General features: G+C 64.9%; 20 protein-coding genes and 1 pseudogene. 12 read left to right on the forward strand and 9 right to left on the reverse strand.

All coding sequences use genetic code 11. The annotated features are described in order from the left end of the window. Nucleotides 1-56 precede the first annotated feature (56 nt). Nucleotides 57-2,099, reverse strand: coding sequence for a threonine--tRNA ligase (thrS, locus tag JQ566_RS10065; RefSeq protein WP_212372065.1), 2,043 nt, complete (start codon nt 2,097-2,099; stop codon nt 57-59). Between the two features lie 185 nt (nt 2,100-2,284). On the opposite strand from thrS, the gene JQ566_RS10070 reads away from it, so the two are divergent. Both JQ566_RS10070 and JQ566_RS10075 read left to right on the forward strand, forming a co-directional pair. Continuing rightward, entirely contained in the window at nt 2,285-3,460 is a 1,176-nt protein-coding gene (locus tag JQ566_RS10070; RefSeq protein ID WP_212372066.1) for an MFS transporter, read from the forward strand. A gap of 90 nt (nt 3,461-3,550) precedes the next feature. After that, nucleotides 3,551-3,940 (forward strand): hypothetical protein, encoded by a 390-nt coding sequence (locus JQ566_RS10075; protein WP_212372067.1) that lies wholly within the window; start codon nt 3,551-3,553, stop codon nt 3,938-3,940. A gap of 61 nt (nt 3,941-4,001) precedes the next feature. Here the strand turns inward: JQ566_RS10075 and JQ566_RS10080 are convergent, their stop codons facing one another. Then, complete coding sequence (locus JQ566_RS10080; protein ID WP_212372068.1) at nt 4,002-5,324, reverse strand: alpha/beta hydrolase; 1,323 nt, start codon at nt 5,322-5,324, stop codon at nt 4,002-4,004. Nucleotides 5,325-5,644: 320 nt separating this feature from the next. On the opposite strand from JQ566_RS10080, the gene JQ566_RS10085 reads away from it, so the two are divergent. Then, a complete protein-coding gene (locus tag JQ566_RS10085) occupies nt 5,645-7,012 on the forward strand; it encodes an APC family permease (RefSeq protein ID WP_212372069.1) in 1,368 nt (455 codons plus the stop codon). A 2-nt stretch (nt 7,013-7,014) separates the two neighbouring features. Further along, nucleotides 7,015-8,229: a hypothetical protein gene (locus JQ566_RS10090; RefSeq protein ID WP_212372070.1), complete on the forward strand. Its 1,215-nt coding sequence runs from the start codon at nt 7,015-7,017 to the stop codon at nt 8,227-8,229. Nucleotides 8,230-8,249: 20 nt separating this feature from the next. On the opposite strand, the gene JQ566_RS10095 is transcribed toward JQ566_RS10090, so the two are convergent. After that, nucleotides 8,250-8,807, reverse strand: coding sequence for a helix-turn-helix domain-containing protein (locus JQ566_RS10095; RefSeq protein WP_212372071.1), 558 nt, complete (start codon nt 8,805-8,807; stop codon nt 8,250-8,252). Nucleotides 8,808-9,164: 357 nt separating this feature from the next. Between JQ566_RS10095 and JQ566_RS10100 the strand changes: the two genes are divergently transcribed. Genes JQ566_RS10100 through JQ566_RS10110 form a run of 3 tightly spaced genes read left to right on the forward strand, consistent with a single transcriptional unit; the run spans nt 9,165 to nt 12,008 of the window. After that, nucleotides 9,165-10,478: an MFS transporter gene (locus tag JQ566_RS10100; RefSeq protein ID WP_212372072.1), complete on the forward strand. Its 1,314-nt coding sequence runs from the start codon at nt 9,165-9,167 to the stop codon at nt 10,476-10,478. Between the two features lie 55 nt (nt 10,479-10,533). Then, nucleotides 10,534-11,055, forward strand: coding sequence for an MOSC domain-containing protein (locus JQ566_RS10105; RefSeq protein WP_212372073.1), 522 nt, complete (start codon nt 10,534-10,536; stop codon nt 11,053-11,055). Beyond that, nucleotides 11,052-12,008, forward strand: a complete 957-nt coding sequence (locus JQ566_RS10110) for a PDR/VanB family oxidoreductase (RefSeq protein WP_212372074.1) — start codon at nt 11,052-11,054, stop codon at nt 12,006-12,008. Before JQ566_RS10105 ends, JQ566_RS10110 begins: the two co-directional genes overlap by 4 nt. 1 nt (nt 12,009) lies before the next feature. Here the strand turns inward: JQ566_RS10110 and JQ566_RS10115 are convergent, their stop codons facing one another. Both JQ566_RS10115 and yidD read right to left on the reverse strand, forming a co-directional pair. Beyond that, entirely contained in the window at nt 12,010-12,216 is a 207-nt protein-coding gene (locus tag JQ566_RS10115; RefSeq protein ID WP_212372075.1) for a hypothetical protein, read from the reverse strand. A 93-nt stretch (nt 12,217-12,309) separates the two neighbouring features. Beyond that, nucleotides 12,310-12,648, reverse strand: a complete 339-nt coding sequence (yidD, locus tag JQ566_RS10120) for a membrane protein insertion efficiency factor YidD (protein WP_212372145.1) — start codon at nt 12,646-12,648, stop codon at nt 12,310-12,312. Between the two features lie 248 nt (nt 12,649-12,896). On the opposite strand from yidD, the gene JQ566_RS10125 reads away from it, so the two are divergent. Next, nucleotides 12,897-13,796, forward strand: a complete 900-nt coding sequence (locus JQ566_RS10125) for a COG3904 family protein (protein WP_212372076.1) — start codon at nt 12,897-12,899, stop codon at nt 13,794-13,796. A gap of 52 nt (nt 13,797-13,848) precedes the next feature. Here the strand turns inward: JQ566_RS10125 and JQ566_RS10130 are convergent, their stop codons facing one another. Continuing rightward, on the reverse strand, nt 13,849-14,304 hold the full coding sequence (locus JQ566_RS10130) for an iron-sulfur cluster assembly scaffold protein (protein WP_212372077.1): 456 nt from the start codon (nt 14,302-14,304) through the stop codon (nt 13,849-13,851). Between the two features lie 235 nt (nt 14,305-14,539). Between JQ566_RS10130 and folE the strand changes: the two genes are divergently transcribed. The 4 genes and pseudogenes from folE (at nt 14,540) to JQ566_RS10150 (ending at nt 18,439) form a co-directional block, all read left to right on the forward strand. After that, the gene (gene folE / locus JQ566_RS10135) at nt 14,540-15,229 is read left to right on the forward strand and encodes a GTP cyclohydrolase I FolE (RefSeq protein ID WP_212372078.1); all 690 of its coding nucleotides are present in this window, start codon (nt 14,540-14,542) and stop codon (nt 15,227-15,229) included. Nucleotides 15,230-15,303: 74 nt separating this feature from the next. After that, nucleotides 15,304-15,726: a phosphoribosyl-AMP cyclohydrolase gene (gene hisI, locus JQ566_RS10140; RefSeq protein ID WP_212372079.1), complete on the forward strand. Its 423-nt coding sequence runs from the start codon at nt 15,304-15,306 to the stop codon at nt 15,724-15,726. Nucleotides 15,727-15,909: 183 nt separating this feature from the next. Further along, nucleotides 15,910-16,972 (forward strand): annotated as a pseudogene (locus tag JQ566_RS10145) (lytic transglycosylase domain-containing protein). Between the two features lie 291 nt (nt 16,973-17,263). Next, the gene (locus tag JQ566_RS10150; RefSeq protein ID WP_212372081.1) at nt 17,264-18,439 is read left to right on the forward strand and encodes a DUF2336 domain-containing protein; all 1,176 of its coding nucleotides are present in this window, start codon (nt 17,264-17,266) and stop codon (nt 18,437-18,439) included. Between the two features lie 123 nt (nt 18,440-18,562). Here JQ566_RS10150 and JQ566_RS10155 read toward each other — a convergent pair whose 3' ends face one another. The 3 genes from JQ566_RS10155 to JQ566_RS10165 form a co-directional block, all read right to left on the reverse strand. Next, nucleotides 18,563-19,141 (reverse strand): Hpt domain-containing protein, encoded by a 579-nt coding sequence (locus tag JQ566_RS10155; protein ID WP_212372082.1) that lies wholly within the window; start codon nt 19,139-19,141, stop codon nt 18,563-18,565. 29 nt (nt 19,142-19,170) lie between these two features. Continuing rightward, entirely contained in the window at nt 19,171-19,716 is a 546-nt protein-coding gene (locus JQ566_RS10160; RefSeq protein ID WP_212372083.1) for a response regulator, read from the reverse strand. 102 nt (nt 19,717-19,818) lie between these two features. Beyond that, complete coding sequence (locus tag JQ566_RS10165) at nt 19,819-20,598, reverse strand: NAD kinase (protein WP_212372084.1); 780 nt, start codon at nt 20,596-20,598, stop codon at nt 19,819-19,821. Between the last annotated feature and the right edge of the window lie 198 nt (nt 20,599-20,796).

Raw genomic sequence — 20,796 nt, forward strand, 5'->3', positions numbered from 1 at the left:
GCGCGGAGGTGGCCGAGCGTGCCTAGACGGGCCGCGTGCTCGGTGATCGCAGCGGGCTAGGCAATGCCACGCGCCCGCTTCACGTCGGGCGGGGTTGCCTCGTCGACCAGTGCGGCGATCGCCTCGGCCGTCGTCATCACCTTCTGGCCGTCGCTGCCGAGCCGGCGAACCGAGACCGAATGCGTCTCGGCCTCCTTCTTGCCGACCACGAGCAGTGCCGGGATCTTGGCCAGCGAGTGCTCGCGGACCTTGTAGTTGATCTTTTCGTTGCGCAGGTCGATCTCGACCCGAAGCCCGGCGCGCCGCGCCTGCTCCAGCACCACCTTGGCGTACTCGTCGCCTTCCGAGGTGATGGTCGTGACCACCGCCTGCACCGGCGAGAGCCAGAGCGGGAAGTTGCCGGCATAGTGCTCGATCAGGATGCCGATATAGCGCTCCATCGAGCCGCAGATCGCGCGATGCACCATGACAGGCGGCTTCTTGCCGCCGTCATGGTCGATGTAGAACGCGCCGAACCGCTCCGGCAGGTTGAAGTCGACCTGCGTGGTGCCGCACTGCCAGTCGCGGCCGATGGCGTCGCGCAGCACATATTCGAACTTCGGCCCGTAGAACGCGCCTTCGCCGGGATTGATCTCGGTCTTGATGTGATTGTTCTGCGACTGGATTTCGCGCAGCACGGTCGCCATCACGCGTTCGGCGTGATCCCACATCGCATCGGTGCCGACGCGCTTGTCGGGGCGGGTCGACAGCTTCACCGTGAGGTCGCCAGTGAAGCCGAAATCCGCGTAGGTCGACAGGATGAGATCGTTGATCTTCAGGCACTCTTCGGCGAGCTGGTCCTCGGTGCAGAAGATGTGCGCGTCGTCCTGGGTGAAGCCGCGCACGCGCATCAGGCCGTGCATGGCGCCCGACGGCTCGTAGCGATGTACCACGCCGAACTCGGCGAGGCGCAAGGGCAGGTCGCGGTAGCTCTTCAGGCCGTGCTTGAAGATCTGGACGTGGCCCGGGCAGTTCATCGGCTTCAGCGCAAACCAGCGCTTGTCCTCGGCCTCGTCGCCGGCCGACTGCGCCGCGAACATGTTCTCGCGGTACCAGCCCCAATGGCCCGAGGTCTCCCACAAGACCTTGTCGAGGATCTGCGGCGCGTTGACCTCGTTGTAGTCGCCGGTCAGGCGGCGGCGCATATAGGCGATCAGCTGCTGGAAGATGGTCCAGCCCTTCGGGTGCCAGAACACGACGCCCGGACCTTCCTCCTGGAAGTGGAAGAGGTCGAGCTCGCGCCCGAGCTTGCGATGGTCGCGCTTCTCGGCTTCCTCGATCTGCTTCAGATAGGTGTCGAGGTCCTCCTGCTTGGCGAAGGCCGTGCCGTAGATGCGGGTCAGCATCGGGTTGTTGCTGTCGCCGCGCCAATAGGCGCCGGCCACCTTCATCAGCTTGAAGGCATTGCCGACCTTGCCGGTCGAGGTCATGTGCGGGCCGCGGCAGAGGTCGAACCAGTCGCCCTGATAGTAGATCTTGATCGGCTCGGTGCCGGGAATGGCGTCGACCAGCTCGACCTTGAACGCCTCGCCCTTGTCGCGGAACACCTGCTTGGTCTTCTCGCGATCCCAGACTTCCTTGGTGAAGGGTTTGTCGCGCGCGATGATCTCGCGCATCTTCTTCTCGATCGCGGCAAAGTCTTCCGGCGTGAACGGCTCGTTGCGGAAGAAGTCGTAGTAGAAGCCGTTCTCGATCACCGGACCGATGGTGACCTGGGTGCCCGGCCACAGCGTCTGCACGGCTTCGGCCAGCACGTGCGCGCAGTCGTGGCGGATCAATTCCAGCGCGCGCGGGTCGTCGCGATTGACCAGCTCGATCTTGGCGTCGTCCTCGATGGGGTCATTGAGATCGGCGAGCGCGCCGTCGAGCGCCATCGCAACCGTGCGCTTGGCCAGCGACGGCGAGATGCCCTTGGCGATGTCGAGGCCGGTGATGCCCTTGTCGAACTGGCGCTGGGCGCCGTCGGGGAAGGTGAGGGTGACTTTGGGAGCGGGGGTCACGGGCTTCAGATTGGAGAGGCTGTACTGGAAGCCGGACTCGGATTTGGGCTGGTCGGTCATTGCTTTCTCCTGAGGCTCACTCCTGCGAACGAGCGCAGGTAAGCGGGAACGAGCGATATATCAGGCGATTCGGCCTGTGCAATCCGGCAATTCCAAGAAAGTGGCGCGCAAAAGCCGGGGCAGTGCGCCAACTATTTGACGTTGTGCCCTTTAACTCGCCACATGCGGCCGCTACATGCGTTTGCATGGAAAATGCCCCCGCCGCCGGCCGTTTCGCGCCAACCGCGCTGATGCTCGGCAATCTCGTCACTGGCTGCTCGGTGCTGGCGCCGGCCGGCATGCTGCCGGAACTATCGGCGGGGCTTGGGATAAGCGTCCACGCGGCCGGGCTCCTGATCACTTTCGGCGCGGTGACGCTGTGCATCGGCTCGCCGCTGACGGCGTGGCTGACCAGCCGCATCGAGCGACGGAATCTGCTCACCACGACGCTCGCGGTGCTCGCGCTCGGCAATCTCGCCTCGGCGTTTGCGCCCGACTACGCCAGCCTCTTGATCATTCGCCTCGTGATGCTCGCAGTCGGCGCGCTCTATACGCCGCAGGCCGCCGGCACGGCGGCGCTGATCGTGCCGGCGGAGCGGCGCGGCAGCACGATCGCCTATATCTTCCTCGGCTGGTCGCTGGCTGCCGCGGTCGGCCTGCCGCTGATCACCTTCATCGCCAGCCGCTATGGCTGGCGCGCGGCCTATGGCGGGATAGGCGCGCTCGGCTGCATCAGCTTCCTGCTGTTGCTGCTGCGCCTGCCGGCGGGCCTGAAGGGCGCGCCGGTGGATCTGAAGACATGGGCCGCCGTCGGCCGGAGCAGGACGATCCTGCTGCTGCTTGCGATCACGATGCTGCAAATGTCGGGGCAGTTCGTCGTGTTCACCTACATGGGCCCGCTGCTCAACAAGCTCACCGGCGCCGGTCCCGATGCGATCGGCATGGTGTTCGCGCTTTATGGCGTCTGCGGCTTCCTTGGCGTTGTCATCGCGACCCGCATCGTCGACACCTCGGGGCCCTATCGCACCTCGTTGCTGTTCACCTGCCTGCTGCTTGCCGGGATGACCGGCTGGGCGCTCGGCGCAGGCTCGCTCGTCTCGATGGCGGGCGCGGTCGCGATCTGGGGCCTCGGCTTTGCCTCGACCAACTCGATGCAGCAGGTGCGGCTGGTCACGGCCGCGCCGCCGCTGGCATCGGCGACCGTCGCGCTCAACACCTCGGTCCTCTATATCGGCCAGGCGGTCGGCTCCGCCGTCGGCGGGCTGCTGTTTGCCCGCGAGCTCCTGCACACGCTCGGCTTCGTCGCGGTCGGCTTCGTCGTGCTGGCACTGATCCTGGTGGTGCTGACCCGGCCCCGGCCGGCGGCTGCCGCCACCGCCTGAACGCCGCGTTTCGTATACGCAAGGCGCTTGGCAAACGGCGCGCGGGAGCGTTAGAAGGCCGGTCACGGGGATCAAAGAGAGTTGACTGAGATGAGGATGATTCTGGCGGTTGCCGCGGTGCTCTATTCAGCCTCCGCATTTGCGCAAACCGAGAAACCACCGATGGTCGGGGACAAGCCGCTGGTGCAGGTCAAGCCCAAGGAGACTAAAGCGGGGACCAAAGAGGCGGCGGCCAAGCCTGCCGCGGCGGCGAAGGGCAAGCCGCAGTCGGTCGCCGTTCGGCTCCAGGCCTGCCTCGAGATCGATGACGGCACCAAGGATCGCCTCAACTGCTACGACGCCGTGATCCCGCCGGCGCCGAAGCCGAAGCCGGCGAAGGCCAAGGGCTACGCCGATTGCCGTTTCTTCAAGGAAGAGGACGAGCGGCTGGCCTGCTTCAACGGCTTTGCCGAGAGCATTCCGAAGCTGCCCAAGAACTAATATTCAACTGATATTCGCCAGGCGAGGGTTCAGTCGTCGATCGAGCTGAGCAATTTTCGGCCTAGCGGCCCGATGCTGATGGATTGGTTGAGGCGACGCGCGTCAGCGCGAGCGATGGCGTCGCCGACATCTTCACCAGCACGTCCTTGAGCGGATCCCGCGTCCAGGCGCGGGTCACATAATCGCGATGGGTGATACCATCGCCGGTCTCGACGAACACCACACTGCCGGGACGGAGCGGCCCATCCATGTCCTCGGCGACGCTGATGCCCTTCTGCCTGAGCATGCTCATCAGCTCGCGGTCGCGCCGCGCCGTGTATCGGGTGTAGGCGCTGACGAAGAAGCCGGAACGGTGGCTCTCGATCCAGGAGGCGAACTTGTCCATTTCGCCGTAGACCGCGTCGAGCAGCACCACGCCGCGGACGCGGTCGCTGATGCCGCCGACCTCCAGGCTCCAGGCCGTCGGCAGGAAGCCCCCGCTGTAGCCGACGATCACGATCGGCATGTTGGCGAAAGCGCGCGCGCTGTTGGGATCGCCGGTGAGGCGGGCGAGATGGTCGGCCGATTCCGCCATGAAGCGCTTGAAGCCGCCCGGCTGCCAGAACTTGCCGGCGCTGGAATCGGCGGCGTCGACCGCCATCTGCGGCGCAAGCAGGATGGCGTTGGCGCCGGAATCGGTGATCTGTTTCGGCACCAGCTGCCGGTCGCGGACGTCGCGCTCGAGCGTTGCGCCATTGCCGTGGAAGAACACCACGATCACGCCCGGCTTGCGCAGGTCGAAATGCTCGGGCACGTGCACCAGCACGCGGCTGTCGCTGTAGGTCTCGTCCTGCCAGTAGACACGCCCGGAATAGCTGCGGTGGCCGCGACGGTCGCCCTTGGAAATGTTGAGGAAGGGCGCGTCAGAGGCGGGGTTGTTGCCGAAATAGGGGAAGGCCGACGACTTCATGCTGACGAGCGTCGTCAGGTCCTCGCGGGCGGGGCGCTTGTAGGGGACTTGCGGCTCGAGCGACGCCACCTTGTAGGGCGCCTGCTCCGGCTGCTCTTGCACGGCACGCTTGGGCGAGAAGTCAGATATCTGCCGTTGCAGGAAACTCTCGCTCGCAGAGGGAAAGCGCTCCCTGAACTGCGGGGCGGGGAAGCGATCCTCGAACGTGTCGGCGCTGGCAACTTGTCGGGTATTGGTCTTGGCGACCACCTGGACATTCGCTTGCGAGTTCGCCGCCAGCGCCACCGGATCGGGCGCCTTGCCGCATTGAACCAGCGTGAGCGACAGCGGCACCAGGGCTGAGATCAGGCCGACCCGGAGCGCACGACCGTGCCGACCGGACGAGGTCCGATCGGCACGAATGTCAGCTCTCATGTTCGGAACGGCCCCGACCATCCACCCATGACCCCAAAGTCACGTCCATCGGCATTCTCTACGACAATTGAGCCGACTGGCGTTTAGGCGACGTTAAGCGTCCGGAGAAACTTCCCCACATCCGGAACGCTCAAAAGGACCATGCAATCGTGTCCTGATTGTGGGGAAGGGGAGCGGGAAATCCGGGCAAATCCAGCGGCATTGTCCAAAAGCATGCTTAGTCGGTGTTTTGGTACCTGCTAACCTTGCCTCATTTAACCCTTGTTAACCCTGCTTGAATTGACTGGGCCAAACTGCACGATGGGCCCCACGAGGCGAGACGCCTGGGATTAAGGACCCCGATGACGGCATCAGACGCGGGAACCGCAGGCTGGACTGCCCGGCTGACCGGGAGCGGGGCCGGGGTCTCCGTTCCGGTCGCGACCGCCATCGTTGTGGCCGACATGATCGGGGTCGGCGTCTTCACCAGCCTCGGCTTCCAGGTCAAGGACATCCCGTCCGGCTTCTCGATCCTGCTGCTCTGGACGGTCGGCGGCATCGTCGCGCTGTGCGGGGTGTTCGCCTACAGCGAGTTGGGCGCGATGTTTCCGCGCTCGAGCGGCGAGTACAACTTCCTCGGCCGCACCTATCATCCGGCCTTCGGCTTTCTCGCCGGCTGGGTGTCGGCGACGGTCGGCTTTGCAGCGCCCGTCGCGCTCGCCGCGATGGCGTTCGGCGAATACGCCAAATCCGTCGTGCCCGATCTGCCGCCGATCCCGCTGGCCATCGGCGTGGTATGGCTGGTCTCTCTCGTGCAACTGACCGGCGTCAGGCACTCCTCGACCTTCCAGCTGATCTCGACCATCCTTAAGGTCATGCTGATCGTCGCCTTCCTGGTCGCCGGCTTCGTCGTCGGCGTGCCGCAGCCGATCGCCTTCACGCCGCAGCCGGGCGACCTCGCGCACATCGTCAGCGCGCCCTTCGCGATCGGCCTCGTCTTCGTGATGTATTCGTTCTCGGGCTGGAATGCCGCGACCTACATCATCGGCGAGATGAATACGCCGCAGCAGAGCCTGCCGCGCGCGCTGCTCGCGGGCACGCTGATCGTGCTCGTGCTGTACGTCGCGCTCAACGCGGTCTTTCTCTATTCCACGCCGGTGAGTGCGCTTGCCGGCCAGCTCGACGTCGCCAGCGTCGCCGGCACCGCCATCTTCGGCAACCTCGGCGGCCGGATCGTCGGCGCCATGATTTGCGTCGGCCTGATCTCCTCGATCAGTGCGATGATGTGGATCGGGCCGCGCGTGATGATGACCATGGGGGAGGACCTTCCCGCCTTGCGCGTGTTCTCGAAGCGATCGGTGAGGGGCGCGCCGGCCTATGCCGTCCTGTTCCAGCTCGCCGTCGCCAATCTTCTGCTGTTCACGCGCAGCTTCGAGGCGGTGCTCGACTTCATCCAGTTCGCGCTGTTGTTCTGCTCGTTCTTCACGGTCGCCGGAGTCATCAAGCTGCGCATCACCGATCCCGACCTGCCGCGGCCCTATCGCGCCTGGGGATACCCGCTCACGCCGCTCATTTTCCTGCTCGTGACCGCGTTCATGATGTACTACCTCTTGACCGAGCGGCCGGTGCAGTCGCTGTCGGGGATGCTCGTTATGCTCTCGGGCCTGTTGATCTATGCTATTTTCCGCAGGCGGCCGGTTGCCGCTGCCGCTTCACCACATCGCGAATAGACATGGTCCGAGCCTTGAGAATAGCGGCCGTCGCCCTTGCCCTGCTGGCTGCGGCCGTCTCGTCCACGCCTGCCGCGGAGGTCACTTTCGATGACACCGCGCGCTTCCTTGCGGGCATGCAGCCTTCGGCGGACTCGCCGCTGGTGCCGCTCACGAAGGACCCCGGCTGGCAGCGTCACGCAAAATTCTTCGACAGCGCCTTTGCTCAGCTCGAGCAGAGGCAGCTCTCGAAGATCCGCAGCTGGGCCGACGTCAATCTCGCCGCGCCGCGGCCGACCATGTTTTACATGTTCAGCGGCCCGGATTTCCTCTACGCCAATGCCTTCTATTCCAGGGCCAGCACCTACGTGCTCGGCGCGCTGGAGCCGGTCGGTGCGGTGCCCGACCTGACGCGGCTGCCGCGCGGTTCGGTCGGCGCCGCGCTCTACAATGTCGAACGCTCGCTCGGCTCGATCCTGAGCTTCTCCTTCTTCATCACCAAGCAGATGAAGGTCGACCTGCGCACCAACCAGGTCAACGGCACCTTACCGATCCTCTATGTCTTCCTCGCCCGCTCCGGCAAGACCATCCGCAATGTCGAGATGGTCGCGCTCGACGATAAGGGCGGGATGCATGTTGGCGACGACAATCCGGGACGGAACGCGACGCGCGGCGTCCGTATCACCTTTGCGGGCAGCAATGGGGAAGCGCGCACGCTGTATTATTTCTCGACCGATCTTTCCAATTCCGGCGCACGCGCCGCAGGCTTCCTGAAATTCTGCGAGACTCTCGGGCCCGGCAACAGCCTGCTCAAGAGTGCGTCCTACCTGCTGCACTCCGGCAATTTCACCGTTGTGCGAGACTGGTTGCTCGCCAACAGTGCCACCATCATCCAGGACGATTCCGGCATTCCGCTCGCGAACTACAATGCGCGGCAGTGGCGGTTCTTCCCGTTCGGCCGCTATCTCGGGCCGATCGACGAATTCCCCGGCCGCTACCAGGAGCGCTACGCCGAGCTGTTCACGCGCGCTCAGCCGATCGATTTCGGCGTCGGCTACCGCTGGCGGACGCACGAATCGAATTTGCTGCTGTCGGTGAAGGTGCCGGGCAGCGAGACCGCGCCGGCTCCGGAGACCACGTCGGCCGCCGAGCCGGCGCCAAAGCCGCCGCGCCCGAAGCGGCTGCGGCCGCCGGAGTCGGTCCCGCCGTCACAGGGACGTTTTTTCTGGTTCCGCTAGGCTTTTTGCGAGGTCGGGCCTCAAGAGGTCTGGGCCACGACGACCAGCACTTCGGCTTTCTGCCGGCCGAGGCTCCTGACCTCGTGCGGCGTCTCGCCTGAAAAATACAGGCAGTCCCCCTTGCCGAGGACGAGCTCTTCGCCATCGAGCTTGATCGCGATCTTGCCGTTGACGACGAACAGCAGCTCCTCACCCGCATGCGAGGCGCGCGTGGCGGACTTATGCGGCGGGCTCAGCAGAAATGGCTCCATCATCTTGCGGGTGCGGCCGGTCGCCAATGGGACCACGCCAAACGTGTCCTGGAACAGCGGCACATTGCCGTCTTGGCGGCGGAACAGCGTGTAGCGCGGCGCCGGCTCGGCGTTCGGATCGAAGAAGTTCGCGACATTGACCTCGAGCGCGGCGGCCATCCGCAGCAGTGCGGCGAGAGAGGGGATCTTGAGATTGCGCTCGACCAGCGAGATGTAACCGCGCGTGAGGTCGCTCTGTTTCGCAAGCTGGTCCAGCGTCAGGCCCTTGGCGATCCGCGCCTGGCGGATATTGGCCCCGACCGCCGTGGCTTTGCTGACGTCAAGCACGCATGAATCTCCCGAACTGCTCAGACCTGTTTTGCAACAGATGGCGCCGGACTGCCAGCCCGGCGGCCGGCAACGCGCCGCGCCGGTCGTCGCCGATTGTATTCCAAAGGAAAACTTATGAGCGGAAATTTCAGGCAGGGGCGCGGATATTGTGAGCAGGTGAACTGGTATAACGCGAAAATAGGCTGAAAATAAGTGCATTTCGTCGACTTTGCCGTGATCGACGGCATTTGCCGCGTTCCGATGCGTTGATTTCCAACAGTAAACATGATCGATTTTTACCGCCGTGGCTGCCGATGGGCGCACGGACCGAACCAACTGCTTTTCCCCAGGCGCCGGTACTTTTTGGAGAGATCGATGACCGTAGCAGACGACGTAACCCTGAACGTAGCGCCGGACGAGGCGGCGAGCTTGCGGCGGATCGTGTGGTCGAGCGTGATCGGCACCGCGGTCGAATGGTATGACTTCCTCATCTATGGCACGGCGACCGCGCTGGTGTTCAACAAGGTCTTCTTCGCCGCCGGCAACCCCACGCTCGCCACCATCGCGGCCTTCGGCACTTATGCCGTCGGATTTCTGGCACGGCCGCTCGGGGCTGCGATCTTTGGCCATTACGGCGACCGGGTCGGCCGCAAGGCGATGCTCGCGATCACGATCATGGTGATGGGCATCGGCACCTTCCTGATCGGCCTGCTTCCGACCTACCAGCAGATCGGCATCGCCGCGCCGGTGCTGCTGATTGGATTGCGCTTTCTCCAGGGTATCGGCCTCGGCGGCGAATGGGGCGGGGCCGTGCTGATGGTGGTGGAGAATTGCCCGACACACCGCCGCGGCCTGCTCGGCAGCATGGTGCAGGTCGGCAATCCCATCGGCAATCTCGCCGCGATCGGCATGTTCGCGCTGGTGGTGAGCCTGCCGGAGAGCGACTTCATGGCCTATGGCTGGCGCATCCCCTTCCTGATCTCGATCCTCCTGGTCGGCGTCGGCCTCTACATCCGCCTCAACATGGAGGAGACCGCCGCCTTCCGTCAGGTCCAGGCCAAGAAGGACGTTGCGAAGCTGCCGCTGGTCGAGATCTTCACGCATCACCGCAGGCCCTTCTTCACAGCGGTCGGTCTCAAGATTTCCGAGATCGCCTATGCCAGCATCGGCGGCGTGTTCGTGATGTCCTATGCCACCGCCAATCTGGGACTGCCGCGGGCGGTGGTGCTGAACGGCGCCTTTGCCGCGTCGCTGGTCGCGCTGCTTGCCATTCCGCTGTTCGGCTGGCTGTCCGATCTCGTCGGCCGCAAGACCATGTTCTACGCGAGCTGCGTATTCTCGGCGCTGTTTGCCTTCCCGCTGTTCTGGCTGCTCGACACCCGCGATCCCACCACCGTCATCTGCACCATCGTGGTCGCGATCACCTTCGGTCAGATGGTCATGTTCGGTATCGGCGCGCCCTGGTATTCCGAGCTGTTCACCGCGCGCCTGCGTTACAGCGGCGCTTCGCTCGGGTTCCAGGTCGGCGCGGCGCTGAGCGGCGGATTGACGCCGCTGATCGCAGCCTCTCTCATGGCCTGGAGCGGCGGCGCAACCTGGCCGGTCTCGCTGCTGCTCATCACCTGTGCCGCCATCACCGCGACCGCGACAAGGTTTGCGCCGGAGATGGCGAACAAGGAACTGACCTGATCCCGCGGCGCGCCGCTACCTGCGGCGCGCCATCGCTTCAGACAAGGATTCTGTCATGCTTGATACGATCAGCTCCAGTCCGGCGCAGAGCGCAGCACAGCTCGGCTGGACCGGCGTGGTGCGCTTCCTCCATCTCGCCCCGCGCGCGTTCCTGCCGATGCGCGCAGCCGAGACGCTCACCCTCGTCGCCGGCAAGGGGATCGAGGGCGACCGCTACATGATCGGCAACGAAGAGGGGTTCTACTCGCACAAGCCCGAGGAGGGCCGGCAGGTCACCCTGTTCGAACTTGAGACGCTGGTTGCGCTGAAGCGCGACGCCGGGATCGAGCTCGGCCCAGAAGAGCATCGGCGTAACGTCACGGTAGAGGGCGTGCCGCTGAATCATCTTGTCGGCCGCCGCTTCTGGCTGGGCGAGACCCTGCTGGAAGCGACGCGGCTGTCGGTGCCGTGCCGGCATATCGAGGAGATCACGGGCAAGGCGATCTTCGACCCCTTGATCAATCGCTCCGGCCTCAACTGCAAGATTCTGCAAGGCGGCATCGTCAGGGTCGGCGACATCGTGCGGAATGCGGCATGAGCGCGCGCCCGATCACGACGGTCAAGACGGTCGTCACCGGCATCGAGGAGGCGGGGGCAGGCATAAAACTGTTCACGCTGGCCGATCCCGACCGGTGGGAATTGCCGCCGTTCAAGCCCGGCGCGCATATCGATCTGCATCTGCCGAACGGGCTGGTCCGCACCTATTCGCTGTGCAACGAGCCCGCGGACAACACGCGCTATGTCATCGCGATCAAGCGCGAAGCGGATGGACGCGGCGGCTCGCGGGCGCTGCACGACGAAGTTGGCATCGGAGACCTCATCGGCGTGTCGTTGCCACGGGGCGGACTTGAGCCCCAAGCTCGCATCGCGCGCTATGTGTTCCTGGCTGGCGGCATCGGCGTGACGCCATTCCTGTCCGTGGCGCGGCATCTCGAACGCACGCAGCAAGCCGACTTCACGCTGCATCTGATCGTGCGCGAGGAGGTGCCGCTCGCCGCGCATCTCGGCTCACTGGTCGACAAGGGGCGCATCATCGTGCATTGGACGTCCCGGGCCGGGCGGCCCGATCTCGCCGCGCTCGTCGGAGCGGGCGGATCCGAGACCATGGTCGCCTGCTGCGGCCCGGAAAGCATGATCGACGATTTCGAGCGGGTGACCGCGGCGTGGCCTGCGGCGAGTGTCCATATCGAGCGGTTCGTCGCACCACCACCGGTCATCGATCCCGCCGCCAAACCGTTCACCCTGTCACTGGCGCGCTCGGGCGCCGAGATTCACGTGCGGGCCGGCCAGACCATGTTGGCCGCGTTGCAGGAAGGCGGCATCGACATCGCGACCTCTTGCTGCGGCGGCATCTGTGGCGCCTGCAAGGTCGGATGGATCGAAGGCAAGCCGGTGCACCGCGACCGTATCCTGTCGCCCTATGAGCGCGAGCGCTATCTCATGGTTTGCGTGGCCGGCTCGGACGCCGAACGGCTGGTGCTGGATCTCTAAGCTACCAATGCACGCTCTGGCTCGGCACGATGAACGTCGTCGTGCTTGGCTGTGTCGCAAGGCTCCTCGCCAGATACCAGCCTGAGCCGAGGACGAGTGCCAGCAGGGCGATGATGGCGAGCAGGTCGATGGTTCTGGGATCGTGTCCCCGGTGACCGAAATTCGGGCCAAGCTTGAAGTGAAAATGAGGGCTGATTTTCCAGCGCATTGTTGTTTCCTCCCGTGGGAGCATCAAAACAACGCGAGCGGAAAGTTCCGGTTCCGGTCAGGGCAGCGATGCAGAATGCATCCCGCGCAAACGTCAGGACGCATTGACCCCGCGCCAGCGGCCGTAGCGCCAGGGCAGATACCAGCGTGCGCCGTGCGGCGCGGTGAGGGGCACATTGTCGATGCCGGACGTGCCGAAGGGGTTGCAGCGGAGCAGGCGCGCGAGCGTCATCCAGCCGCCGGCCCAAAGCCCGAACCGTTCGATCGCCTCATCGCCATAGACCGAGCAGGTCGGCAAATGGCGGCAGTTGTAACCGACCAGGGGCGACAGCGTATGCCGATACAGCCAGATCAGCGCACGGCCGAACCAGCGCGGCAGCCGGAGCACACCGTCGATAGAACTGGAACAATGCTCGCAGGCTGAATGCTTCATGTGCGCTTTGCTGCGATGTTGATCGAGGTGTTGCATGGTTCCGGCGCAGGGAACCATAAGCTGTTGTTCGCGCGCCATATTTTGCGTGCTTTTTGGGAGCAGTGCAGCAAGTACCTGTGGACGATCTGTATTCCCACGGATACCATTTTTATGACGTCCATGTGTAGAAACATACGCCTGTATGATGGACTCAGAGGACGCTACCGGGGATTGTTTGGGGACCTTTGGGGCTTGGGGAAGGAACCAGATTGAGACTTCTGAACTCCCTTCATCTTCGCGGCTGGTTGCTGGTTGGAACCGCCGTTTGTGGAGTCGCGCTGGCTGGCGCCGTCGCGACGTTCGGGTCGTCGGCCCGAGCCGGCGCTGCCCTCGAGGAGCGCAAGCTGCCGATGAAGTTCAGCTGGGTCGCCTGCGAGCCGAACTGCCGCGGCTGGATCAGCGCAGTCGGCATTATCACCGCCGATACGCCCAAGGAATTCGAAGAGTTTTCGCGTGGACGCCAGCTCGGCGGCGCGACCGTGGTGCTCGACTCCAGCGGCGGTTCCGTCAATGACGCGATCACGCTCGGCCGCCGCTTCCGCAATCTCGGGCTCTTGACCACGGTCGGCGTAACCCTCCGCGGCGGGCGGTCGGCTCGCCCGGCGGTCGCGCCGGAAGCCTATTGCGAGTCCATGTGCGTGTTCCTGCTGCTGGCCGGCAAGAAGCGCTACGTGCCGGAAGCCGCCCATGTCCGCGTCCATCAGATCTGGATGGGCGACCGGGCCGACGATGCCAAGGCCGCAAGCTACAGCGCGCAGGATCTGATGATCGTGGAGCGCGACATCGGCCGCCTCGCCAAATACACCTTCGACATGGGCGGCGCCGGCGACTTGCTGTCGCTTGCGCTTAGCGTTCCGCCCTGGGAAGACCTGCATGAGCTCGACACCGGCGAGCTCAAGCTCACCAATCTGGTCACGACCGATCTCGTGGCTGATGTGCTCCCGCATGTGGACATCTCGGCGCCGGCAATGGCGGAGCTTGCACCGAAGACGCAGGCCAGGTTCGGCGCGGAACCGGAGCAGGCGCAGCCTGCCAAGTCGACCAAGACGGCGGAAGCTCTGGTGCCGACCGGCAGCGCGGCAGCACCGGCTACGGCGGCGCAGAAGTAAGATTCGCTCCTGTCATTCCGGGGCGTCGCAAAGCGACGAACCCGGAAGCATCTCAGCCCTGCGCCGCGGCTGGCTGCTTGGTCTTGGCCTCGATCTGACCGATCGCATCGACCACCGCATCGAAGGTCAGCAACGTCGAGGCATGGCGCGCCTTGTAGTCCCGGACTGGCTCGAGGAACTTGATCTCCTGCCATTTGCCTTCAGGAGGCGCGCCGTTCTCCTTCAGCATCTTGCGAACGGTTTCGCGTAACTCACGGAGTTCGCTCGCAGTCGAGCCGACCACGTGACTTGCCATGATGGATGAAGAAGCCTGGCCCAAGGCGCAGGCCTTCACGTCATGGGCGAAGTCGGTGACGGTGTCGCCGCTCATCTTGAGATCGACCTTTACGGTCGAGCCGCACAGCTTGGAGTGGGCGGTGGCGGAGGCGTCCGGGTCCGACAACCGTCCGAGGCGCGGAATATTCCCGGCCAGCTCAATGATCCGCTTGTTGTAGATGTCGTTCAGCATGTGATGGAGTCCAGCACTTCCGCGCCCGATCGGCCTTGGCGGGCGGCGTCCACGGTCCTATATAGGGGCGGAACCGGCGGAAAAATAGTCCAGCGGGGCGGCGAGACCCACGCGGCCGACGTTAGTGGCGAGGATCTTTTCCACCGGCTTCAGTTGTTCTGTTCAGGCGTCCGGCGGCTTGGCCGCCCCGTCTGCCGGTGACACTCCGGCCGCAAGGCCGTCGAACGGAGAAGATATGGACGCTGCAATCAAATCCATCCGCCCCAACAAGCCCTCTGACCGGCAGCCCGAGAGCCGTCCGGCCGAGCTTGATCCTGCCGAATTCCTGGAGGCCGCCGTCCGCGCCGACCAGCCGCGCCCCGCGCGCGCCGAGGCGGAAGCGGCGGTGAAGACGCTGCTCGCCTATATCGGCGAGAACCCCCGGCGCGAGGGCCTGCTCGACACGCCGCGCCGCGTCGTCGAAGCTTTCGACGAACTCTATCAGGGCTATCACCAGTGCCCGGCCGAGGTGCTCGACCGCACCTTCGGCGAGACCGCCGGCTATGACGATTTCGTGCTGGTGCGCGACATCGAGTTCACCTCGCAGTGCGAGCATCACATGATGCCGTTCTACGGCAAGGCGCACATCGCCTATACGCCGGTGGAACGCGTCGTCGGCCTGTCCAAGCTCGCGCGCCTGACCGACATCTTCGCCCGGAGGCTCCAGACCCAGGAGCACCTGACGGCGCAGATCGCCGCGGCCATCGACGAGATCCTGAAACCCCGCGGCGTTGCGGTGCTGATCGAGGCCGAGCATACCTGCATGTCGGTGCGTGGCGTCGCCAAGCATGGTGCCTCCACCTTCACCAGCCGCTTCACCGGCATGTTCCGCGACAATCCGGCGGAGCAGGCCCGTTTCCTGTCCCTGGTGCGAGGCGCGCGCTGACCTCGCGAAGCTTTGTTGTTTGAGCATGATCTTTTCGGAAAACCGCTTCCGGATCATGCTCTAGCGAGGTCGTCGTGTCCGCTCACTCCCATGAGATCGAGGAAGGGCTTTCCTTCCAGCCGCGCTTTGACGCCGCCGGCCTCGTGACCTGCGTCGCGACCGACGTCGCCACCGGCGACGTGCTGATGGTCGCGCACATGAACGAGGAGGCGCTGCGCAAGACCATTGCGACCGGCGAGGCCTGGTACTTCAGCCGCTCGCGCAATGCCTTGTGGCGAAAAGGTGAGACCTCAGGTCAGACCCAGCGCGTCATCGAGATGCGCACCGATTGCGATCAGGATGCGGTCTGGATCCGCGTCGAGCAGATCGGCGCGGCCTGCCACACCGGCCGACGGTCGTGCTTCTATCGCAAGGTCGAGGCGGAGGGCGGGGGAGCCAGGCTGGTCTTCACGGGGGCCGAGCGGCTGTTCGATCCCAGCGACGTCTATAAGAAGTAGTCCTCCGTCATTCCGGGGTGCGCGCAGCGCGAGCCCGGAATCCATCGCACGGCATCACGGGCGGCTGGATGGATTCCGGGCTCGCACCTACGGTGCGCCCCGGAATGACTCGGGGCGGCGGGGAGAGCCGAATTAACCCCGCATTAACCATACTTGTCCCACGGTGAGACGACGGGCGCCGAATTGCCGGCGCCGCTCAACGCCGCGCGGGGCGGGGCACTTCATCATGTCGATCGACAATTCCGGTGCCTCACAGACGGCGGTTCTCGATTCGTCGCGGGCGCGCGTCGCCGGTGCGATCAAGCAGGCCTCGAACATCTCCGGCGTCAGCTTCCAGTACATGCTGACCACCGCCAAGATGGAATCGGATTTCGATCCGACGGCGGGGGCCACCACCTCGTCCGCGCACGGGCTCTACCAATTCATCGACCAGACCTGGCTCGGCACGGTGAAGGAGGCGGGTGCCCAGCTCGGCTATGGCAGCTACGCCGACGCCATCACCAGGACCTCGGCTGGCACCTACACCGTCGATGATCCCGTGGTGAAGCGATCGATCATGAAGCTGCGCGACGACCCCGAGGCCGCATCCACCATGGCGGCGGCGCTGACGCAGTCGAATAGCTTCAAGCTCACCGGTCTGCTCGGCCGCAGGCCGAGCGACAGCGAGCTCTACATGGCGCATTTCATGGGCGTCGGCGGCGCCGCAAAACTCATCGCCAACGCCGAGGACAATCCGCAAGCGGTCGGCGCGCGGCTGTTTCCCAACGCGGCGGCCGCCAACCGTTCGATCTTCTACGCCAAGGACGGCCGCGCCCGCAGCGTCTCCGAAGTCTACTCGGTGCTCGACGCACGCTACGCCAGTGCAGCCAATTCGAAGGTGACCCGCAGCGCGATGGCGATGTATGGCGGCACGCCGTCGACCACTGAGGTCGCCAGCGCGAGCGGCGTGCAGCCCGCAGTGCCTGTCATCGACAACGCCGCCTATCTCCAGACCTTCCCGAACACACGCGCCGTGACGCCCGTCAATGCGACCTCGCCAACAGCCGTCGCGGACAATGCGCCGAGCACGCCGGTGTTTCGTTCGATCTATCAGCCCGGCGATGCCACGCAGCCGGTCTCGACCACGGTGCAGAAATTATGGGGCAACAACGCCTCGTTCACCTCGGTGGCCTCGGCGACGCCGGACGTGCGGCCGCCGCAGCCGCTCGATCTCTTCAGCGATCGCAGCGGCACGTTCTCGAGTTAGTCTCCGCTCCCGTGTCCCGGACGCGCTGCAGCGTGAAACGCTGCTGCGCAGAGCCGGGACCCATGCTGCCGCAGCAAATCCTTTCGTTGAGAATGGGCCCCGGCTCAGCAGCGCATCACTGACGTGCTGCGCTGCGTCCGGGGCACGTGAGCAGGGCGCCTTGGTTCCCTTAACAAAACGTCAATAAAACCAGCCAGTTATGGTGAACGCTTTGTTAAGCGTCGTGGTTTACTTTGTGTTGCAGGTGACGAGCCGTCATCGTTTTTCGTTTGTTGTGTAGCCCGAAGCAGCATGATTGTTCGGCAGTTCATTCATTGGATCAGGACGGCGCCCGCCGGCGAGCGGGCCGAGGCCACAAGGGCGTTGGCCCGGGCCTGGCTGATCTCAGACCTTTCTGCAGACGACCGCATCGCCGCCGAAGGCGCGCTTCTGATGCTGCTCGACGATCCCTCGCCGCTGGTGCGGCAGGCGATGGCCGAGGCTTTTGCGCGCAGCCTTGATGCGCCGGCCGCGATCGTGCGGGCGCTGTCGACAGATCAGCCGACCGTCGCGCTGCCGCTGCTCGAACATTCTCCGCTGCTGATTGACGCCGATCTCGTCGACATCGTCGCGACCGGCAACGAGGAGGTGCAATGCGCCGTTGCCCGCCGCATCGCATTGCCGGTATCGGTCTGCGCCGCGATCGCCGAAGTCGGCTGCGCGGCTGCCGCGCTGGAGCTGATCGAAAATCCCCATGCCGAGCTGGCCCCGTTCTCCTGGGACCGCATCGTCGAGCGTCACGGCCATCTCGCAGCGATCCGCGAGGCGATGCTGGTGCTGGAGGATCTGCCGGCCGCAACGCGCGCCGCGCTGGTGGCAAAGCTCTCGGAGACGCTGGCGCAATTCGTCGTGGCGCGGAACTGGCTGAGCGCGGACCGCGCGGACCGCATCACGATCGAGGCGCGCGACCGCTCCACCATGAACATCGCGGCGCGCTCGCGCGGCGAGGACATGCAAGGCCTGGTCCGGCATTTGCGCATCACCGGCCAGCTCACCGCGGGCCTGATCCTGCGTGCACTGCTATCGGGCAATCTCGATTTGTTCGACGCGGCCCTCGCCGAGCTCGCCGATCTGCCGCTGGCGCGCGTCTCGGCGCTGCTGCACGATCGCGGCGGCAATAGCCTGCACGCGCTGCTCCGCCGCGCCGGGCTGCCCGAGGCGACGTTTGCAGCATTCCAGGTCGCACTCGAGGCCTGCCACGAGCAAGGTTTCGTCGATAGCGACGACGGCGCGGTGCGGCTGCGCCGACGTATGGTCGAGCGCGTGCTCACCCATTGCGAGTCCGACCGGGGCGCCACCGAGCCGCTGATGGTCCTGCTACGCCGCTTCGCCACCGAATCCGCGCGTGAAGAGGCACGGCTGTTCTGCGACGAGCTCGTCGCGGATGATGCGATCGATCCGGTCTACGACGATCTGATTGCGGCGTAACGAGACGCCGTAGGGTGGGCAAAAGCGCTCTTGCGCCGTGCCCACCATCTATCCGCACAATTCATGTTGATTGGTGGGCACGCTCCGCTTTGCCCACCCTACGATAGTTTGCGCGCGGCGAAACTATTCCACCGGCGCGATGCTCGGGGCCAGGATCACCTCGAGATGTTCGGGGCGGTCGCGGTTGACGTGGGCAAGATAATCGTCGGCGATCTTGCGCAGGCGGCGGCTGAGCTCGGCTGAAACGCTGATCCTGTCGAGCCTGGTGTTCTCGTGCACGATGGCGAGAATGGCATTGATGTGGTGCGTGAACAGCTCGGCCGGCACCTTTTCCAGATCAGGCGCGTGCTCGATGACGCGGCACAGGCTCTCGGCTATGCCCGCGGCCGAAGGAAAGCCGAAAGTCGCCGCATCGCCCTTGATGTCGTGTGCGGCGTGGAACAGCTCGTCGCGCAGTATCTTCGTGAAGCCATCCTTCTCCACGGCAGTCCAGGCGGCGGAAAGTCTCTGGACCTCGATCGTCATCCAGTCCTTGAACTCGCCGGAAAGGCTCGCAAGTGCCTGTTCGGCGCGGCCGACCGGATCGTCCATGTCCTTTTCTTCGACGCGGCGCAGGACCTTGCGCAGCGGGTTGGGCTGCGTGATGATCTGATGCGTGGCGAAGGCCTCGACCTCGATGTCCTTTGCGCTGTTCTTCGCCATGATGCCTGCCTCGTCTGAAGGACGTTGCGCTAGATGGAGGAGCGGGCCTTGTCGATCAGCGAGGGCTGCTGCAGCACCTCGTGCTTTTCGCCGACGCGGCGCTCGGGGCCCATATAGGCGGAGTTGGTGTTGCGGCGCCGGTCCGGACCGAAATAGGTCTTGGTCTTGATGAAGGGGCGGGGATTGGCGACGACGTTGAGGATGCGCTGGTAGAGGCCCTTGGCCGAGATCGGCTTGGCCAGGAATTCGGTGACGCCGGCATCGCGCGCGACCGTGACGCGGCGCTTCTCGGAATGACCGGTCAGCATGATGATCGGCGCGTAAGGGTTGCCCTTGGATTCCGGCTGGCGGATCATCTGCGCGAGCTCGAGCCCGTCGAAGATCGGCATCGCCCAGTCGGTGATGACGATGTCGGGCACGTAATGGCTGTACATTTCCAGTGCGGTGGCGCCGTCCTCGGCCTCATAGACCTCGCGCGCGCCGAAGGAATGCAGCAGCGTCCGCAGGATGCGGCGCATGTGCGGATTGTCGTCGCAGACGAGGAAGCGCAGCTTGTTGAAGTCGATGCGGAACATGACGCCCGGGCCAGAAGCGGGTCAACCTTCGTTAACCATATCGTGCCGGGAGTTAACGAAGGGTTGCGACCGGGGCTCGGGAGGCGTTGCGGGGCAGGCGGTTCAATAGCCGAACTGCTCGCGCAGGATACGCTCTTCCAGGCTGTGGCCGGGGTCGAACAGCATCCGCATTGAGATAGTCTTGTCGGAGAGCACCTCGACGCGGCGGACGTCGCGCACCTCGTCGTGGTCGGCGACGGCTGCCACCGGCCGCTTGTCGCCCTCCAGCACCTCGATCACGACATAGGCCGTGTTGGGCAGCAGCGCGCCGCGCCAGCGGCGCGGGCGGAAGGCGCTGATCGGCGTCAGCGCCAGCAGCGCGGCATTGATCGGCAGGATCGGCCCCTGGGCGGAGAGGTTGTAGGCGGTCGAGCCGGCCGGCGTCGCCACCATGATGCCGTCCGCGATCAGCTCGGACATGCGCTCGCGCTCGTCGATCAGGATGCGCAGCCGCGCCGCCTGGTAGGTCTGCCGGAACAGGGCGACCTCGTTGATGGCGTGGTGCAGATGGACGCGGTCATTGACGTCGGTTGCGCGCATCAAGAGCGGATTGATCTCGGATTCATGGGCCGCCTCGAGCCGCGCACGCAGATCGTGCGTTGAATACTCGTTCATCAGGAAGCCGACGGTGCCGCGATGCATGCCGTAGATCGGCTTTCCCGTGTGCATGTTCTGGTGCAGCGTCTGGAGCATCAATCCGTCGCCGCCGAGCGCGACGACGACGTCGGCATCATCAGGGTCGCAATTGCCGTAGTCGTCGGTGAGCTGGCCGAAGGCGGCCTGCGCCTCGCTGCTCGGGCTGGCGACGAAGGCGATCCGGTCGTATCGCGAGGGCTTGGTCATGGCTTCTCGGCAGGGCCGCCTTGCTGGAGAAAAGTTCCGCCGGGCTCGTCTATACGACCTAAGCCTGCATTGTCGAGGATGACCGCCCTCCAAAGCTAACGGGGACTGTCCAACCGGATCTAAGCACAGAACCGGGCGATTTGAACCTGGTCGGCTTCTTCAGGCCCCGCCAGGCCAATGATTCCCCAAACCGTCGCA

It is taken from the genome of Bradyrhizobium sp. SZCCT0231 (assembly GCF_018130245.1).
Taxonomy (GTDB): Bacteria; Pseudomonadota; Alphaproteobacteria; order Rhizobiales; family Xanthobacteraceae; genus Bradyrhizobium; species Bradyrhizobium japonicum_F.

Coding starts and splice junctions, on each gene's coding strand:
- JQ566_RS10070 (WP_212372066.1), top strand. CDS start 2,285: ATGGAAAATGCCCCCGCCGCCGGCCGTTTCGCGCCAACCGCGCTGATG.
- folE (WP_212372078.1), top strand. CDS start 14,540: ATGGACGCTGCAATCAAATCCATCCGCCCCAACAAGCCCTCTGACCGG.
- JQ566_RS10165 (WP_212372084.1), bottom strand. CDS start 20,598: ATGACCAAGCCCTCGCGATACGACCGGATCGCCTTCGTCGCCAGCCCG.
- thrS (WP_212372065.1), bottom strand. CDS start 2,099: ATGACCGACCAGCCCAAATCCGAGTCCGGCTTCCAGTACAGCCTCTCC.
- JQ566_RS10075 (WP_212372067.1), top strand. CDS start 3,551: ATGAGGATGATTCTGGCGGTTGCCGCGGTGCTCTATTCAGCCTCCGCA.
- JQ566_RS10085 (WP_212372069.1), top strand. CDS start 5,645: ATGACGGCATCAGACGCGGGAACCGCAGGCTGGACTGCCCGGCTGACC.
- JQ566_RS10115 (WP_212372075.1), bottom strand. CDS start 12,216: ATGCGCTGGAAAATCAGCCCTCATTTTCACTTCAAGCTTGGCCCGAAT.
- JQ566_RS10130 (WP_212372077.1), bottom strand. CDS start 14,304: ATGCTGAACGACATCTACAACAAGCGGATCATTGAGCTGGCCGGGAAT.
- JQ566_RS10150 (WP_212372081.1), top strand. CDS start 17,264: ATGATTGTTCGGCAGTTCATTCATTGGATCAGGACGGCGCCCGCCGGC.
- yidD (WP_212372145.1), bottom strand. CDS start 12,648: ATGAAGCATTCAGCCTGCGAGCATTGTTCCAGTTCTATCGACGGTGTG.
- JQ566_RS10080 (WP_212372068.1), bottom strand. CDS start 5,324: ATGGTCGGGGCCGTTCCGAACATGAGAGCTGACATTCGTGCCGATCGG.
- JQ566_RS10155 (WP_212372082.1), bottom strand. CDS start 19,141: ATGGCGAAGAACAGCGCAAAGGACATCGAGGTCGAGGCCTTCGCCACG.
- JQ566_RS10090 (WP_212372070.1), top strand. CDS start 7,015: ATGGTCCGAGCCTTGAGAATAGCGGCCGTCGCCCTTGCCCTGCTGGCT.
- JQ566_RS10160 (WP_212372083.1), bottom strand. CDS start 19,716: ATGTTCCGCATCGACTTCAACAAGCTGCGCTTCCTCGTCTGCGACGAC.
- JQ566_RS10110 (WP_212372074.1), top strand. CDS start 11,052: ATGAGCGCGCGCCCGATCACGACGGTCAAGACGGTCGTCACCGGCATC.
- JQ566_RS10105 (WP_212372073.1), top strand. CDS start 10,534: ATGCTTGATACGATCAGCTCCAGTCCGGCGCAGAGCGCAGCACAGCTC.
- JQ566_RS10100 (WP_212372072.1), top strand. CDS start 9,165: ATGACCGTAGCAGACGACGTAACCCTGAACGTAGCGCCGGACGAGGCG.